Raw genomic sequence first — 15,000 nt, 5'->3', positions numbered from 1 at the left:
GTCCATGCGCGGGGCCTACGTCTTGCCGATCCGAAACCCCGCCCGGGCGCATTCGGCCGGGCCAATTCTGGAGGCATTGATGCTCGACCCCAAGAAGCTGCTCGACGACCTTTTCGGCTCGCAAATTCCCGGCACGGGATCGACCGTTCGCGACAAGGCGGGGCAGGCGGTGCAGATGGCGAAGGACAATCCGCTCGCCGCCGGCGCGCTGGCGGCGGTGCTGCTCGGCACCGGCCCCGGTCGACAGGTGACGGGCGCTGCCATGAAGCTCGGCGGCCTGGCAGCCATTGGCGGCCTCGCCTACAAGGCCTACCAGAACTACAAGGCCGGCAATGTGCCGGCACAAGAACCCGTGGCCGGCGAGCCCGAGTTGCTGCCGCCGCCCAAGGACACCGCCTTCCATCCCTCGCAGGCGCCGCAGGGCGAGGCCGAATTCACGCTGACCCTGGTGCGGGCGATGATCTCCGCAGCCAAGGCGGACGGTCATGTCGATGACGAGGAGCGGCAGAAAATCGCCGACAAGCTCAAGCTCGCCGGCATCGGTGCCGAAGCGGAAAAATTTCTGCTGGATGAGCTTGAACGCCCGCTCGATCTCGACGTCCTGATCACCGGCGCCAAGACCGATGCGCAGAAGGTTGAGCTCTACACCGCCTCGCGCCTTACCATCGATCCCGACACCCGCACGGAGCGCGGCTATCTCGACCTGCTAGCCGGCCGCCTCGGCCTGCCGGACGCGCTGGTCGACCATGTCGAGGCGACGGTCTCGGCGGCGAAGGCGCCGGCTTGAACCGCGCCCGATCCGCGCCAGCAAATTGCCGGTTGGTAAACGGGCATGGGACGTGCTGCTGGCCGTTAATCTTTCGTTAACCCAGCAAGCGCATCATTCTAACCAGTCGGACCGGCTTATCCTCCTCCCAAGCGCGGTTCAGATGAGGGGCGGTCGCCAATGACCGCCCTTTTTGTCGGCTCCGCTTTCTTGCCGACAATAGCCGCTTGCCACGCCCTCTGTCATTTGCGATGCCACGTCTTCTTCCTGCAGTGACGGGGAGCGAGGACGATGACCGCCATGACAGAGAAAACAGCCATCGTAACCGGCGCCGGCACCGGCATCGGCAAGAGCGTCGCCACCACGCTGCTCAAGGCAGGCTGGAACACCGTGTTCTGCGGCCGCCGCAAGACGCTGCTCGAGGAGGCGATCGCCGAGGCCGGGAAGACAAGCGCCAGGGCGCTTGCCGTTGCATGCGACATCAGCAAGGCCGGCGAGGTCGACGACATGTTCGAGACGGTGGTGGAGGCGTTCGGGCGCGTCGACCTGCTCTTCAACAATGCCGGCATGGGCTACAAGTCGACGCTGATCGACGAGATCCCGGTCGAGGTCTGGAACGATGTCGTCGGCGTCAACCTGACCGGCTCGTTCCTATGCGCCCGGGCCGCCTTCGGCGTCATGCGCCGGCAAAAGCCGATGGGTGGGCGCATCATCAACAATGGCTCGGTGTCGGCCTATGCGCCGCGGCCGGGCTCAGCGCCCTACACGGCGACCAAGCATGCCATCACCGGCCTGACCAAGACCCTGGCGCTCGACGGCCGACCCTATGACATTGCCTGCGGCCAGATCGACATCGGCAACGCATTGACCGAGATGGCGCAGGCGATGACCGTCGGCGTGCCGCAGGCCAACGGCTCCATCGCCGCCGAAGCGGTGATGGATGTCCAGCGCGTCGCCGACGCGGTGCTTCACATGGCGAGCTTGCCGCTCGACGCCAATGTGCTGTTCATGACGGTGATGGCGACGAAGATGCCGTTCGTCGGCCGCGGATGAGGGGCTGAGGCTTCTATTTCGTCAAGAACACTTCGATCCGCTCCAGCGCTCGTAATATGTTCTCCTCGGAATTGGCGTAGGAAAGCCGGACATAGCCTTCGCCGAGCACGCCGAAATCGGGGCCGCCGATCAGCGCGACGCCGGCATCCTCCAACAGCGCCGAGGCAAGCTTCTTGGCCTTCCAGCCGGTCTTCGAAACATTGGGGAAGGCGTAGAAGGCGCCCTTCGGCGCGATGCAGGAAATGCCGGGGAGCGCGTTCAGCCCTTCGACCACTATCTTCCTGCGGTTGTCGAAGGCGAGCATCATCTTTTCGACATCGTCCTGCGGGCCGTCTATCGCGGCGATGCCGGCATACTGGCTCGGCGCGTTGACGCAGGACCAGCAGTTGACCGCAAGCTTGCGCACCTTGTCGTAGAGATAGGCCCCTTTTTCGCCGTTTGGCCAGATCGACCAGCCCATGCGCCAGCCGGTCATCGCCCAGGTCTTGGACCAGCCGTTGAGCACGATCAGCCTGTCGCGGAGTTCCGGAAAGTTGAGCAGCGAGCGGTGGGTCTCGCCGTCATAGGTCATGACATCGTAGATTTCGTCGGAGAGGATCGCGACCTCAGGGTGCTTCTCCAAGCCCTTCACGAGTTTGGCGATCTCGTCCCGCGCGGTCACGCCGCCGGTCGGATTGGCGGGCGAGTTTAGGATCAGCAGCCTCGTCTTCGGCGTGATCAGCGCCAGCGTCTCTTCCGCCGAGAAGGCAAAGCCGTTCTCCTCGCGGATCGGCACCGGGATTGGAGCAGCACCCGTGAACTCGATCATCGAGCGATAAATCGGAAAGCCGGGATCGGGATAAAGAATCTCCGCCCCCGGCTCGCCGAACATCAGGACCGCGGCGAACATGGTCGGCTTGCCGCCGGGCAGGATCATCACGTTCTCGGGCGATACTTCGACCCCGGTGGTGGTCAGGGTTCGGCGCACGACCGCCTCTCGAGTGGCTAAAAGGCCGTTGGCAGGCGTGTAGCCGTGGTGGCCGTCGCGCAGCGCCTTGATCGCCGCCTCGACGATATGCTGCGGCGTCTTGAAGTCGGGCTGGCCGATGCCGAGGTTGATGATGTCGCGGCCCTGATGGGCAAGCGCCGTTGCCCGCGCGAGCACCGCAAAGGCATTTTCCTCGCCGAGACGATCGAAGGCCGCGATGGTGTGGAGCATTTTTCCCGTCCCTGTGGTTCTTTCTGTGGGCGAGCGTTTTTGTGAGCGTGCGCCAGGAAAAGTCAAACGGATTGGAGCGGTCGGTGTCGGAAAATCTGAAGAATTGGCAGGCACGCCCGCGCCCCGAACGCAAGGCGCTGGAAGGTCGCTATGTCCGGCTCGAACCGCTGAGCGCGTCAAAGCACGGCGACGGGCTCTATGAAGCGTCGTCGGTGTCGGATGCCGGAGGCCGCTTCGCCTGGCTGCCGGACTATCCGCCCGAGAGCCGCGCCGCCTTCCAGCCATGGCTGGACAAAGTCGAGGCGAGCGAGGATCCGCTGTTCTTCGCCGTCATCGACAAGGCGAGCGGCAAGGTCGCCGGACGTCAGACGCTGATGCGCATTGATGCCGCCAACGGCGTCATCGAGATCGGCAACATCTATTGGGGGCCGCTGATCTCGCGCAGGCCGCAGGCGACGGAAGCACAGTTCCTGTTTACCAAATATGCCTTCGACGAGCTCGGCTATCGCCGCTACGAATGGAAATGCAACAACCGCAACGAGCCGTCGAAACGTGCGGCGGAACGTTTCGGCTTCAAGTTCGAAGGCATTTTCCGCCAGCATCTTGTGGTGAAGGGCGAAAACCGCGATACGGCGTGGTATTCGATCATCGACAAGGAGTGGCCGGCGCTGCGCAAGGCCTATGAGGCCTGGCTCGATCCGGCGAATTTCGATGGCGAGGGCCGCCAAAAGCGACGGCTCGAGGATTTCCGCGCCGAGTCCGGCGCGTAGCAGGAGTTGCGCGATGGCGCATGATCACGGCTCACACGCCCACAGCCACGGCGCCGATCACGTGCACGGGTCGACCGACAAGAAGCGCGTTCTCGTCGCGGGCTGCCTGACAGCGGGCTTCATGATCGCGGAGGCGCTCGGCGGCTTGCTCACCGGCTCGCTGGCGCTGCTTGCGGATGCCGGCCATATGCTGGCGGACGCGATCGCGCTCGGTCTCGCCTGGTATGCCTTCCATCTCACCGGACGTCCCGCCACCGGGCGTCTCACCTACGGCTTCGCTCGCGTGAAGACGCTGGTGGCCTACACCAACGGCATCGCCATCTTCGTGATCGCGCTGTGGATCGTCTACGAGGCCTGGGGGCGGCTGATGCACCCGGCGCCGGTGCTGGGCGGGCCGATGCTGGTGGTGGCGGTCGCCGGCCTGCTCGTCAACGTCGCCTCCTTCTTCGCGCTGCATGGCGGCGACCGCGAGAGCCTCAACATGCGCGGCGCCATACTGCATGTGCTGGGCGACCTGCTTGGCTCGGCCGCGGCAATCGCTGCGGCCCTCATCATCCTCGCCACCGGCTGGACGCCGATCGATCCGATCCTCTCCGTGCTGGTGGCGCTGCTGATCCTGTCGACGGCGTGGTCGCTGATGCGCGAGGCTGCCCATGTGCTGCTCGAAGGCGTGCCGGCAAGCCTCGACCGCGACCTCATCGCCAAGGATCTGGAAGCCACAGTCAAGGGCGTGCGGGAGGTGCATCACATGCATGTCTGGTCGCTCGACGGCGCCAGCAACATGGCGACGCTGCATGCCTGCCTGAATGACGGCGTCGATGCGCATGCGGCGGTGAGCGCCATCAAGAAGCGGCTTGCCGCGAAGCACGGGATCGATCATGCAACGGTGGAGCCCGAGTTCGGCCTGTGCGCCGACAGCAATGACGAGCACGATCATCACCATGATCACGACCATGCGCATGATGCGCCTCGCGATCGCCGCCACTATCACTGAGCCGGTGATGAGCTTCGGATCGACGGACGGCGCCTGATGGATCGCGAGACGCGCAACGCGGCGATCGCCGCGGCCTGGATACTGCTCCTGTTCGGCCTCGCCGCCTATTTCCTGCCGACCATCATGCTGGCCGCTGGCAAGGTCTCGACGGTCCTTGCGGTCGTCATCGCCGCGCTCTTCATGGTGGGGCTGTTCGTCGTCCTGTGGCTGCGCGGACGCAGCCAACGCAAGAAGGGTCTATGAGATGAGAGTTCTGATTACCGGCGCCGCTGGCATGGTTGGCCGCAAGCTGATCGCAAGGCTGGCCAAGGACGGTGTGCTGCGCGGGCGCAAAATAACCGCGCTCGATCTGCATGATATCGTGCCGCCGCAGGCGCCGACGCTCGCCGGAGTCGATGTCTCGATCCACACCGGCGATCTTTCCACGCCCGGTGCGACGGCCAAGCTCGTTGCTTCCCGCCCGGACGTGATTTTCCATCTCGCCGGCATCGTTTCCGGCGAGGCGGAGGCCAATTTCGACCTCGGCTACCGTGTCAATCTCGACGGCACACGCGCTTTGTTCGACGCGGTGCGGGTGGCGGGCTTCGCGCCGCGTCTTGTCTTCACCTCGTCGATCGCGGTGTTCGGCGCGCCGTTCCCGGATGTCATCCCGGACGAGTTCCATCCGACGCCGCTCACCTCCTACGGCACGCAGAAGCTGATTAGTGAGGCGCTGCTTGCCGACTACTCGCGGCGCGGATTCTTCGACGGCATCGGCATCCGGTTGCCCACCATCTGCGTGCGGCCGGGCAGGCCGAACAAGGCGGCGTCGAGCTTCTTCTCAGGGATTATCCGCGAGCCGCTCAGCCGCCAGGAGGCGATCCTGCCGGTGCCGCGCTCGGTGCTGCACACGCATGCCAGCCCGCGATCGGCGGTGAATTTCCTGATCCATGCGGCCGAAATCGATGGCGATAAGGTCGGGCCGCGGCGCAATCTCACCATGCCCGGCGTGGCGGTCACGGTTGGCGAGCAGATCGAAGCGCTCGGGCGCATAGCCGGCGCCGAGGTGGTCAAACGGATCCGCGAGCAGCCCGACGAAACGATCTGGGCGATCGTCAGAGGCTGGCCGACGCGCTTCGAGGCGCGCCGCTCGCGGGAACTGGGTTTTGTCGCCGAGAAGAATTTTGACGAGATCATCCGCGCCCATATCGAGGACGAACTCGACGGAAGGATCGGATGACAGTTTCGGTCGGCTTCAGACGCCGCCCGTCAGGCTGGCCGACAAGAGCAGCAGGCCAACGAGGAAGATGAAGGCGGCGCCGCCGATCTCGACGATCGAATGGATGCGGTTGCCGATGCGTCCGTCGCCGGCGAAATAGACAGCCCAGTTCTTGGCCGTCACCGCGATCGTCGCCAGCGCGGAGACGGTGATCGCGGTGCCGATCGACATGGCGAGCACCGAGAGCAGGCCGCCGAGCCAGAGGCCGTTGAGGAGCGCGAAGCTCAGCACGATGAGCGCGCCGGAGCAAGGGCGGATGCCGACGGCGGCCACCGCCGACCAGGCGGTCTTCCAGTCGAAGCGATCGCCCGAAAGCAGCGCCGGATCCGGCGCGTGCGAATGGCCGCAGGTGTCGCAGACTTCTCCCGGGCCGTGGTGATGATGCCCAGCGTGAGCATGGTCGTGCGCCGCGTGGTCGTGATCATGCGCCTTGTGATCAGTCACCTCATCGCTGTGCGCATGCGAATGCGCGGCATGATCATGGTCGTGATGCGCGTGCGAGTGCGTCGAGTGGGCATGCGCGGAATGCGAATGGGAGTGGGAATGACCGGCATGGGAATGCGCGTGAGCATGCGAGTGCCCGCCACGCGAGTGGCCGGCATGGGCCGCCGACAGGCTGTAGGCCGGACCGGCGCCGAACCGCCGAAGAATGGCCGGGCCCGTCTTGCGCCACAGTAGCCAGGCGCCGAACAGCGTCACCAGCACATAACTGGAGATCTCAAGAAACCATGCCGCGTCGGTCATCGACACCGCCGTGCCGCGCAGCACGAAATAGGCAAGCATCATGACGACGACCGCGGTCAGCCCCTGCAGCAGCGCCGAGACGAAGGACAGCATGATCCCGCGCTTCAGCGCCACTTCGTTGGCGACCATGTAGGACGAAATCACCGCCTTGCCGTGGCCGGGCCCGGCGGCGTGGAAAATGCCGTAGGCGAAGGACAGGCCGACCAGCAGCCAGAGCTTGCTGCCGTCCTGGCGCATGGCTTTCATCGCGGCCGCCAGCGAATGGTAGAATTCCTGCTGCCTGAGATTGATCCACATCAGGATATGGGCGAACGGACCCGTCGTGCTCGGCGCCATGCCGTCATTGGTGCCGATGCCGAGCGAGCTCTGGGCATGAGCGACGCCGGGTAGATGCGTCATGACCAAAGTGGCGGCCGCGAGGCCGAGCGCCAGGCGCAGCGACGGTTTCATCACCGATTATCCTTCCGGCGGACAGTTCAGTTCGAGCTTGGTGGCGAAGATCTTGCTCATGTCGGTGCCCGTCGGATCGTTGAAGAACGCTTCCGTTAGGGTCTTCTGGTTTTCCTTGATCGCTTCGTCCGGATCGGGACGGATCACCTTCTTGGTGCAATTCGCGGGCAATCCCTCAACGGTGAGGTTGGCGTCGTCGGTGAAGTCGATCGCCGTGTAGAAGGTCGGATCGTAGACGCCGATGTCGATCTTGCCGGCGAGCTTGATCGGCGTCTTCGGCTGCGACTCGAACAGAATGATCAGCTGGTCGTTGTCAAAGCTCGCCATCAGATGCGGCGGAGGGACCATGGGCACGTCCTTGCCGTCCTGCGTGACCAGCTGGAAATAGTTGAACTCGGCCAGCGAGGAATGGACGGTGTCGGCCACTTCCTTGAGCTCTTTGTCGTCAAGCTTCAGATCGGAGTTCTTGTCGAACTCCATCATCACTGTACTCGAAAACAGATCGTCGAAGCGCCAAAGGTGGCGCAGCGCCGTCACACTTTGGTGATCCGCGCTGAGGATGACGTCGAGGCGAGCCTCGGCGAAGACGTGCGGGTGCACCTGGGCGGGCTCTACCGCGGCAAAGGTGGCCACAATTGCCGAAGCCAGTACGATTGCTTGCCGTTTCAGGTGCATTCCGGGCCGCGATTCCATCGACTTTGGGAGTGGGCTCCGAGAGTTAACAGAAAGGGGGCGAAATTGGGACGCGCTCTCGGAGAGCGTTGCGCTCTTTCCAGATCGCTCGATGCGCTTTTAGGCTCTGTTTCTGCGCATGTCCTTGTGCCGAAAACGGTTCCCACCTTCGGGGGACGTGCTTCACGCAGCGTCGCGCGTCCTGAACCAGTGCACCAGGAAATCGACGAAGACACGGACCTTGGCGGGCAAATAGCGGCGATGCGGATAGACCGCGAAGATGCCACTGCCCGAGAGGATGCGGTCGTCGAGCACCGTCACCAGCTTGCCCGACGCGACTTCGGGCGCAGCGATGAAATCCGGCAGGATGGTGAAGCCCAGGCCCGACACGGCGGCTGCTCTCGCCGCCATCGGACTGTTGACCTCGATCGGCCCCGACACGGTGACGCTCACCGAATCCTCGCCGTCTCCCTTGAAGCGCCAGTTGGCCAAAGAGCGGCCGTTGGTGTCGACGATGCAGGGCATGTTGGAAAGATCCTGCGGGCGGGTCGGGGTGCCGTGCTTTGCGAGCAGGTCCGGCGACGCGCAGAGCTTGATCGAAAACGGCCCGAGGCGCCGCGCGATCAGCGACGAGTTCTCCAGCCGCGAAATGCGCACGGCGACATCGAAGCCTTCCTCGACCAGATCGACGAAGCGGTCGTCGAGATGGATGTCGAGAACGATGTCCGGATGTTGCTTGGCAAAATCGATCAGCGACTGGCCAATCGGCGCGTCGGCGAAGGTGCGCGCAGCCGAGAGCTTGATGCGGCCGCGCACGTCGCCGGAAGATTCGCGCACGGCATCGGCCAGGCTGTCGACCTCGCGCACGATTTCGGAGGCGCGCTGATAATAGGTGTGACCGGCTTCGGTCAGCGAGAACTGCCGCGTGGTACGGTTCAACAACAGCGCGCCGAGTTCGTCCTCCAGCTCGCGCACATATTTCGACAGCAGCGCCTTGGAACGGCCGATCTTGCGCGCGGCGGCCGAGAAGCCTTCGGCCTCGACCACGTCGATGAAGGCGCGCATGCGGGTCAATGTATCCATGATCAGACCTTTCGGGCCGCATCCAGAATCGTGCGGCCGAGCCCTATCAGGGCGACGTCGCTGCCGAAAGGGCCGAGCAGCGACAGGCCGAAGGGCGCGCCGTCGACGGAACCGAGCGGCAAGGTGATCTGCGGGAAGCCCGACAACCCGGCCAGGCACAAAAGATGCAGCGCCCTTTCGCGATAGGCCTGGAACTGCTCCGGCGTGCTGGTCTTCAGTGGCGCTGCGCCCGGCACGGTCGGCAGAACAAGAAAGCCGTCGTTGCCGAGCAGCTTGCCGAACTCGGAACGGAAGGCTGCCCGACGCGCCGTTTCGGCTTCGACCGTCTTTGGGTCGATCGTGCGGCCGAAGCCGAAACGCTCGTCGACACCCGGACCCAGCCCGTGACCGCCTGCCGAAATCCAGCCGCCATGCACCTGCCAGGCCTCGAAGGCCTGCAGCCGGCGAAAGCACCAGTAGAGATCATCTGGGGACGAGGCGAAGGCGTGTTCGGTTTCGGTCGGCTCGCCGACGACGGCTGCTGTCTGTGCCTTCACCCGCGCATATTCGGCGGCTTCCGTCGGCCCGGAAACAAAGGCATCGAGCCAGCCGATCGACAGCGGGCGGTTGAGCGGATGCTGGTGTGGATCGCGTCCGAGCAGAAGCTTGCCGGCCATTTCGTAAGCTTCTATGTCGCCGGCGAACCAGCCGAAGGTGTCGAAGCTCGGCGCGAGCTTCATGGCGCCCTCGAGCGATACCCGGCCGTGACTGGTGCGCAGCCCGATCAACCCGCAGAAGCTCGCCGGCGCGCGGATCGAGCCGCCGGTGTCGGAGCCGACGGCGATGTCGGCAAGGCCGCCGGCGACCGCTGCCGCCGAACCTGACGAGGAGCCGCCGGTCACGCGATCCGGAGCGGCTGCGTTCACCCGAAAGGCGAAATGCGAATTCTGGCCGAACAGCGAGAAGGCGAGCTCGTCGGTTTGTGTCTTGCCGACGAATCGCGCACCGGCATCGAGAATCAACTGCACAGCCTCGGCCGTCCGCGAGGCGGCGTGAGCCTGTTCGAACTTGCGCGGGTTGCCGCAGCCGGTGCGATAGCCGGCGACGTCATAGATGTCCTTCACGGCTAGGCGCAGGCCGGCCAGCGGGCCAAATTCCGCATTGGCCACGGGCATTTGGCGCAGATCGAGGAAGGCGTTGAGAGGGCCGTGGGTGCCTGGCATTGTTCGATTTCCGAATACGGTCCACAAACATTGTTCGATACCGCAATTTTTACAACCGGCGCTGACGATTTTTATTGATTGTGAAACCCTTCGCTCTTATATCGCGCTTGCCCAAAGTCGCACGTGCCTGTGGGTGTCCGCCGATCCTCGAATGGTGAGGGCAATCGGTAAGGTAACTGGAGCCAACCCCTCCAGTCGGTCAGTGGCCAACCACAAGACCGAGGACACCTTGAAGCAACGACGGTGCGGGCCTTTCTGGTGTCTGCCGGTCGTCCAAAGACCGGGGTTACTGAAGAGGCACACCTTCATTGCCGGCAGTGCGGACGGGTCCTCCCATCCAAGCCAAGGCAGACAAAGCGAACCGAGGCCGGGCAAGGCCAGGTTCACCGCCGCGAGACGGCGATCCGTGGTTCCGGGGTCTCCACCGGCTGGTTCCATGGATTTTCCGTCCCGCCTTTGTCCACCGCGAGTTCGCGAGGCCGAGCGCCCGCGTCCCGCAGCCTTTGTGCGCGCCGAAAGGCGCAGATGGAGAGACCTCGATGGCCACCCAGCGCATCCTTGACTTTCTCGCCACCCGACGTCCGAACGGCCCCTGCCTCGTCGTCGACCTCGATGTCGTGCGCGACAATTTCCGCGCCTTCGAGAAGGCGTTGCCCGATTCCAAGATCTACTATGCGGTGAAAGCAAACCCGGCGCCGGAGATCCTGCGCCTGCTTGCTGCGATGGGCTCGTCCTTCGACACCGCATCGGTTGCCGAGGTCGAGATGGCGATGGATGCCGGCGCGCCGGCGGATCGCATTTCCTTCGGCAACACCATCAAGAAGGAGCGCGACATTGCGCGCGCCTACCAGCTCGGCATCCGCCTCTACGCGGTGGATTGCGTCGAGGAGGTCGAGAAGATTGCCCGCGCCGCTCCGGGCTCGCGCGTGTTCTGCCGCGTGCTGACCGACGGCGAGGGTGCCGAATGGCCGCTGTCGCGCAAGTTCGGCTGCGTGCCGGCGATGGCCGTCGACGTGCTGCGTCACGCCAAGAGCCTCGGCCTCGACGCCTATGGCGTGTCGTTCCATGTCGGCTCGCAGCAGACCGATCTCTCGGCCTGGGACCGCGCGCTGGGCGATGCCAAGAAGGTGTTCGCCACGCTCGCCGAGGAAGGCATCGTCTTGAAAATGGTCAACATGGGCGGCGGTTTCCCGACCCGTTACCTGAAGGACGTACCGGCGGCGCAGGCCTATGGCCAGGCGATCTTCTCGGCGCTGCGCAGGCATTTCGGCAACGCGCTGCCCGAGACGATCATCGAGCCGGGCCGCGGCATGGTCGGCAATGCCGGCGTCATCAAGTCGGAAGTCGTGCTGATCTCGAAGAAGGCCGACAATGACAATGTGCGCTGGGTGTTCCTCGACATCGGCAAGTTCGGCGGCCTAGCGGAAACCATGGACGAGGCGATCCGCTATCCGATCGTGACGCCGCGCGACGGATCGGAGACCGCACCCTGCGTGCTCGCCGGCCCGACCTGCGATTCGGCCGATGTGCTCTACGAGAAGACGCCTTATCCCCTGCCTCTGTCGCTCACCATCGGCGACGAGGTGCTGATCGAAGGTACTGGCGCCTACACGACCACCTATTCGTCGGTCGCCTTCAACGGCTTCGAGCCTCTCCGATCTTACGTGATCTGAAGGCGCGAGCCTTCAGATCAACCGGCGTGGGTGACATCGCCCGCCGGGGCTCGCTTGTGGAACAGATCTCCGCTCGTGAAGGATCGCGGAAATGGACTTTGCAGATTTCATCATCGAGGGCGCTGCGCGCCGGGTCTCCCCCCTCGAGGGGGAGATGGCCGCGCAGCGGTCAGAGGGGGGCGTCGCGCGTGGAGCGCCAGCGCCGCTTCTCGTCACGCTGGGCGCCGGTGTTACATGCGCAACGACCCCCTCTGTCGCCTTTGGCGACATCTCCCGCTCGAGGGGGGAGATTGCGCCGGCCTTCGTCATCGTTGCCGAAGGCATCGGTGATATGCAGGCGCGCGAAGCGCTGCTCGACCGCGCCATGGGGCCGAAGCGCAGGAAGAAGTCGTCCGAGAAACTGCGGCGTGGCCGCCGGCCGTCGGAAGGCCTGGCCTTTGTCGCGCGCGACCCGTCGGGCGCGGTCGTCGGCACGGTTCGGCTGTGGGACGTGACGCTGGGCGAGGGCGGTCCGGCAGCGCTCCTGCTTGGGCCGCTGGCAGTCGAGCCGGGCCTGAAGAGCGGCGGCATCGGCTCAGCGCTGATGCGGCACGCGACCGCCGAGGCTGCGCGGCTCGGTCACGGCGCGATCCTGCTCGTCGGCGATGCGCCATATTACGGGCGGTTCGGTTTTTCGGCCGACCGCACCGGCTCGCTCGCCATGCCTGGGCCCTATGAGCGGCACCGCCTGCTGGCGCTCGAGCTGAAGGAGGGCTCGCTCGACGCGGCCGCGGGCACGATCAGGGCCGCCGGCCGCAAGGTCAAGGCGCTGGATTTCGTCGCCTGACACTTCGGAGGCATACCGATGCGGCGCCGCGCGTTCAAAAACGCGGCGCCGCATCGCTCTTCCAAAAAGTAGTTGGCTGCCGGTCAGCCGAGCAACTGGCTGAGCGCCATGGCGACCGTCATGTCGCCCTCAACCTTTAGCTTGCCGGCCATGAAGGCCATGGTCGGGTTGAGATCGCCGGCGATCAGTGAATCGAGATCGTCGAGCGAGAGCTTGATCGTGCAGTCGGTCGGGGCATCGGCGGTCGAAACGGTCGCGCCGTCGATAACGATGACGCCGTCGCTGCCGGTGTCGAACTTGACCGAGTGCTCGAAGCCGGCGCTTGCCACGCGCGACCTGATCTTGTCGGCAATCTCCTGAACGCCCATGGCGGTTCTCCTCGTTTGGTTGCGTTTGACGCGCACCGGCCTTGGCCGCTGGGCGAGGCGCCGCGTCGCGCGGGAGCGCGGCGACAGCCACCGGCGCATATAGCTTCGGGTTGACGTTTACGTCAAAGTGGCCGCCATGCGGCATGTCGCATCACCGGACAAGCATGTGAACCCCTGGCGGTGCCAAGTCGATCCAGAGCCGATCAATGCTCCGGCTGGAACGGCTTGGTCATCGCTTGCGCGGTCTCGCCGGCTGTCTTGCGGCGGCGGATGGCGTTGTCGCGGATTTCGTCCTTGGACAGGAAGTTGACCTGGTCGATCAGCACGTCATGCACCAGCTCGACGCCGACGCGGGCGTTGACGGTCTCGCGGATCGCTTTGCGGAAAGCATCGAGATCGATCGTGTCCTTCTTGGTGAAATCGATCTGCGGATTGGAATAGAGGTAGGAATAGACCTGATCGGTGATGATCGCCGGCGCCGGGATCGACAGTTTCTTTATCTGATCCGGCTCCACCGTGTAGACGAGTTTGGTGAGAAAATAGCCGTCGATCTTGGCATCGCGGACGAGCGGTACCGAAATGATGTCGGTCTTGACGTAGTCGAGACCGCCCAGCATCGGCTTCGGCGGCTCACCGACGCCGCGCTCGCCCGCCGCCTGGAACGAATAAAACACCGCGCCGAGGGTTACGGCGCAGATCCAAAGCGCTGCGGCGAGGAATTTGATCACCGGATCCTACCTTGCTCCGCGGTCATCTCGTTCAAGCCCGGGCATATCCGAATTCGCCTGCCGAATAGGTGCCGTCGGCATCGGCGCGCTGAATGGCGTTCTTCAACAGCGTGGCAACCTCGTTGACGGCATTGAGATGGGCAAGAATAGCCGCCTCGTTCTTTGCCAGCTTCTGGCGCAACCGCGCCAGCCCTTCGCGATGCTGCTCGAGGAACTCGATCTCATTGGCGCCCTTCAGCGCGCGGGTCAGTTCGTAGAGATAGCGGCTTTTGCGGGCATTCGAGGCCTTGAGGTCGTAGCTGGTGCCGCTGCGGATACCCGCCGTCTCCTCGTCCACCGCCTCCTCGATCCGGCCAATGATGGCGGCGAGGTTGCCAGGCCGTGCAGCTGCGATCGGTGCTTCCGCGGCGGTGGTTCGTGCAGGCAGGTTGGAAAGGTCCGTTTGGTCGGCCATGTAGGTCCCTAGATCTTGATGTCCGTTTTTATGGTTGTGTCGTCACCGGTCATAGACCGGGCGGCCTTACGCTCGAGCTCGTCGACCAGGGAGGTCGAAAGCCTGGTCTGCTGGTCGATCTCGGCTTTCTCCGGTCCGCCCCCAACGGGCCCGACCGGCACCTTGTGTTTGCCGTCCAGATAATGGTCGGCAAGCATCGATCTCGCGATGCCGATCCCGCCATGCGCGGCCATGACATCGGCTACCTTTTCGGCAAGCTGCGATTTCCACATGTCGCCGGCCAGACCCTTGCCGTAAACGCCCTCGGTGTCCTTAGGCATCATGTTCTGGATGAAAGTGGTCAGCACCATCGCCTCGAAGCGCTGGAACTTTTTGGCTGGATTTGCCGCCTCGCCCCTGTCGGCAGCGGCGCGCGAGAGCACCGAGCCCGCCTCGACCGAGGCAGTCTGGTCGATCGAGAAGGTCTCCCCGGCACCGCCAGCCCGCCTCGCGAGTGCTGCCCGCGCGGCCTCGACGTCGGCCGGCTCCGCCGCACGGGCGACGTCCATCACGATGTCGCTGGGAGGTGAAATCGCCAAGAAAGCACTGCCTTTTGCCGGTTTTTGTCCGTTGCACAATGACGCAACAAGCTTGTGGCAGGCTTGCGGGGATGGCGAGGTGCAGTGCAGCGCTCAAATCTTATTTTAGCAGGTATTAATATTTTAACGGTGTTGCCCCGCCGCCGGCGCAATTCGGGGTTTTGAAAACGACTAATTAACCCC

The 15,000-nt window shown here is 64.4% G+C and carries 17 protein-coding genes; 8 read left to right on the top strand and 9 right to left on the bottom strand.

Annotation, left to right across the window (positions count from 1 at the left end; translation table 11 throughout):
* The first annotated feature begins 79 nt into the window (after nucleotides 1-79).
* Nucleotides 80-787 (top strand): tellurite resistance TerB family protein, encoded by a 708-nt coding sequence (locus tag CK218_RS02035; protein WP_067002750.1) that lies wholly within the window; start codon nucleotides 80-82, stop codon nucleotides 785-787.
* A gap of 279 nt (nucleotides 788-1,066) precedes the next feature.
* A complete protein-coding gene (locus tag CK218_RS02030; protein WP_082953977.1) occupies nucleotides 1,067-1,819 on the top strand; it encodes an SDR family oxidoreductase in 753 nt (250 codons plus the stop codon).
* 13 nt (nucleotides 1,820-1,832) lie between these two features.
* Here CK218_RS02030 and CK218_RS02025 read toward each other — a convergent pair whose 3' ends face one another.
* Nucleotides 1,833-3,017 carry a pyridoxal phosphate-dependent aminotransferase gene (locus CK218_RS02025; protein WP_095826707.1) on the bottom strand — a complete coding sequence of 395 codons (1,185 nt, stop codon included), beginning with the start codon at nucleotides 3,015-3,017 and terminating at the stop codon, nucleotides 1,833-1,835.
* 83 nt (nucleotides 3,018-3,100) lie between these two features.
* Here CK218_RS02025 and CK218_RS02020 point away from each other — a divergent pair, with 83 nt between their 5' ends.
* The 4 genes from CK218_RS02020 to denD are packed head-to-tail and all read left to right on the top strand — an operon-like array spanning nucleotide 3,101 to nucleotide 6,000.
* Nucleotides 3,101-3,787: a GNAT family protein gene (locus CK218_RS02020; protein ID WP_067002748.1), complete on the top strand. Its 687-nt coding sequence runs from the start codon at nucleotides 3,101-3,103 to the stop codon at nucleotides 3,785-3,787.
* A 13-nt stretch (nucleotides 3,788-3,800) separates the two neighbouring features.
* A complete protein-coding gene (locus CK218_RS02015) occupies nucleotides 3,801-4,781 on the top strand; it encodes a cation diffusion facilitator family transporter (RefSeq protein WP_095826706.1) in 981 nt (326 codons plus the stop codon).
* A gap of 36 nt (nucleotides 4,782-4,817) precedes the next feature.
* The gene (locus CK218_RS02010) at nucleotides 4,818-5,024 is read left to right on the top strand and encodes a hypothetical protein (RefSeq protein WP_095777137.1); all 207 of its coding nucleotides are present in this window, start codon (nucleotides 4,818-4,820) and stop codon (nucleotides 5,022-5,024) included.
* 1 nt (nucleotide 5,025) lies between these two features.
* The gene (gene denD / locus CK218_RS02005; RefSeq protein WP_095777138.1) at nucleotides 5,026-6,000 is read left to right on the top strand and encodes a D-erythronate dehydrogenase; all 975 of its coding nucleotides are present in this window, start codon (nucleotides 5,026-5,028) and stop codon (nucleotides 5,998-6,000) included.
* 15 nt (nucleotides 6,001-6,015) lie between these two features.
* Here the strand turns inward: denD and CK218_RS02000 are convergent, their stop codons facing one another.
* From CK218_RS02000 to CK218_RS01985, 4 genes are all read right to left on the bottom strand, one after another.
* A complete protein-coding gene (locus CK218_RS02000) occupies nucleotides 6,016-7,233 on the bottom strand; it encodes a nickel/cobalt transporter (protein WP_095826705.1) in 1,218 nt (405 codons plus the stop codon).
* Nucleotides 7,234-7,239: 6 nt separating this feature from the next.
* On the bottom strand, nucleotides 7,240-7,908 hold the full coding sequence (locus tag CK218_RS01995) for a DUF1007 family protein (protein ID WP_095826858.1): 669 nt from the start codon (nucleotides 7,906-7,908) through the stop codon (nucleotides 7,240-7,242).
* Between the two features lie 180 nt (nucleotides 7,909-8,088).
* Nucleotides 8,089-8,988: a LysR family transcriptional regulator gene (locus CK218_RS01990; protein ID WP_067002475.1), complete on the bottom strand. Its 900-nt coding sequence runs from the start codon at nucleotides 8,986-8,988 to the stop codon at nucleotides 8,089-8,091.
* A 2-nt stretch (nucleotides 8,989-8,990) separates the two neighbouring features.
* The gene (locus CK218_RS01985) at nucleotides 8,991-10,190 is read right to left on the bottom strand and encodes an amidase (RefSeq protein WP_095826704.1); all 1,200 of its coding nucleotides are present in this window, start codon (nucleotides 10,188-10,190) and stop codon (nucleotides 8,991-8,993) included.
* A 539-nt stretch (nucleotides 10,191-10,729) separates the two neighbouring features.
* On the opposite strand from CK218_RS01985, the gene odc2 reads away from it, so the two are divergent.
* Together odc2 and CK218_RS01975 are read left to right on the top strand one after the other, a co-directional pair.
* On the top strand, nucleotides 10,730-11,863 hold the full coding sequence (gene odc2 / locus CK218_RS01980) for an ornithine/lysine decarboxylase (RefSeq protein ID WP_067002471.1): 1,134 nt from the start codon (nucleotides 10,730-10,732) through the stop codon (nucleotides 11,861-11,863).
* A gap of 331 nt (nucleotides 11,864-12,194) precedes the next feature.
* A complete protein-coding gene (locus CK218_RS01975; protein ID WP_067002746.1) occupies nucleotides 12,195-12,689 on the top strand; it encodes an N-acetyltransferase in 495 nt (164 codons plus the stop codon).
* An 83-nt stretch (nucleotides 12,690-12,772) separates the two neighbouring features.
* Here CK218_RS01975 and CK218_RS01970 read toward each other — a convergent pair whose 3' ends face one another.
* From CK218_RS01970 to CK218_RS01955, 4 genes are all read right to left on the bottom strand, one after another.
* Complete coding sequence (locus CK218_RS01970) at nucleotides 12,773-13,057, bottom strand: SCP2 sterol-binding domain-containing protein (protein WP_067002744.1); 285 nt, start codon at nucleotides 13,055-13,057, stop codon at nucleotides 12,773-12,775.
* Nucleotides 13,058-13,260: 203 nt separating this feature from the next.
* Nucleotides 13,261-13,785 carry a hypothetical protein gene (locus CK218_RS01965; protein WP_067002470.1) on the bottom strand — a complete coding sequence of 175 codons (525 nt, stop codon included), beginning with the start codon at nucleotides 13,783-13,785 and terminating at the stop codon, nucleotides 13,261-13,263.
* Nucleotides 13,786-13,816: 31 nt separating this feature from the next.
* Nucleotides 13,817-14,239, bottom strand: coding sequence for a hypothetical protein (locus CK218_RS01960; protein WP_067325992.1), 423 nt, complete (start codon nucleotides 14,237-14,239; stop codon nucleotides 13,817-13,819).
* An 8-nt stretch (nucleotides 14,240-14,247) separates the two neighbouring features.
* A complete protein-coding gene (locus CK218_RS01955) occupies nucleotides 14,248-14,817 on the bottom strand; it encodes a rod-binding protein (protein ID WP_245434833.1) in 570 nt (189 codons plus the stop codon).
* Between the last annotated feature and the right edge of the window lie 183 nt (nucleotides 14,818-15,000).

Source organism: Mesorhizobium sp. WSM3879 (assembly GCF_002294915.1).
Classification (GTDB): Bacteria; Pseudomonadota; Alphaproteobacteria; order Rhizobiales; family Rhizobiaceae; genus Mesorhizobium.
Note: the sequence above shows the minus strand (reverse complement) of the source record. Positions and strands in the feature narration are given on the sequence as shown.

Bases quoted from the DNA above. Each gene is read 5' to 3' on its own strand.
- CK218_RS02035 (WP_067002750.1), top strand. From the start codon at position 80: ATGCTCGACCCCAAGAAGCTGCTCGACGACCTTTTCGGCTCGCAAATT.
- CK218_RS02015 (WP_095826706.1), top strand. From the start codon at position 3,801: ATGGCGCATGATCACGGCTCACACGCCCACAGCCACGGCGCCGATCAC.
- CK218_RS01985 (WP_095826704.1), bottom strand. From the start codon at position 10,190: ATGCCAGGCACCCACGGCCCTCTCAACGCCTTCCTCGATCTGCGCCAA.
- denD (WP_095777138.1), top strand. From the start codon at position 5,026: ATGAGAGTTCTGATTACCGGCGCCGCTGGCATGGTTGGCCGCAAGCTG.
- CK218_RS01995 (WP_095826858.1), bottom strand. From the start codon at position 7,908: ATGCACCTGAAACGGCAAGCAATCGTACTGGCTTCGGCAATTGTGGCC.
- CK218_RS02010 (WP_095777137.1), top strand. From the start codon at position 4,818: ATGGATCGCGAGACGCGCAACGCGGCGATCGCCGCGGCCTGGATACTG.
- CK218_RS01960 (WP_067325992.1), bottom strand. From the start codon at position 14,239: ATGGCCGACCAAACGGACCTTTCCAACCTGCCTGCACGAACCACCGCC.
- CK218_RS02000 (WP_095826705.1), bottom strand. From the start codon at position 7,233: ATGAAACCGTCGCTGCGCCTGGCGCTCGGCCTCGCGGCCGCCACTTTG.
- CK218_RS01990 (WP_067002475.1), bottom strand. From the start codon at position 8,988: ATGGATACATTGACCCGCATGCGCGCCTTCATCGACGTGGTCGAGGCC.
- CK218_RS01970 (WP_067002744.1), bottom strand. From the start codon at position 13,057: ATGGGCGTTCAGGAGATTGCCGACAAGATCAGGTCGCGCGTGGCAAGC.
- CK218_RS02025 (WP_095826707.1), bottom strand. From the start codon at position 3,017: ATGCTCCACACCATCGCGGCCTTCGATCGTCTCGGCGAGGAAAATGCC.
- odc2 (WP_067002471.1), top strand. From the start codon at position 10,730: ATGGCCACCCAGCGCATCCTTGACTTTCTCGCCACCCGACGTCCGAAC.
- CK218_RS01975 (WP_067002746.1), top strand. From the start codon at position 12,195: ATGCAGGCGCGCGAAGCGCTGCTCGACCGCGCCATGGGGCCGAAGCGC.
- CK218_RS02030 (WP_082953977.1), top strand. From the start codon at position 1,067: ATGACAGAGAAAACAGCCATCGTAACCGGCGCCGGCACCGGCATCGGC.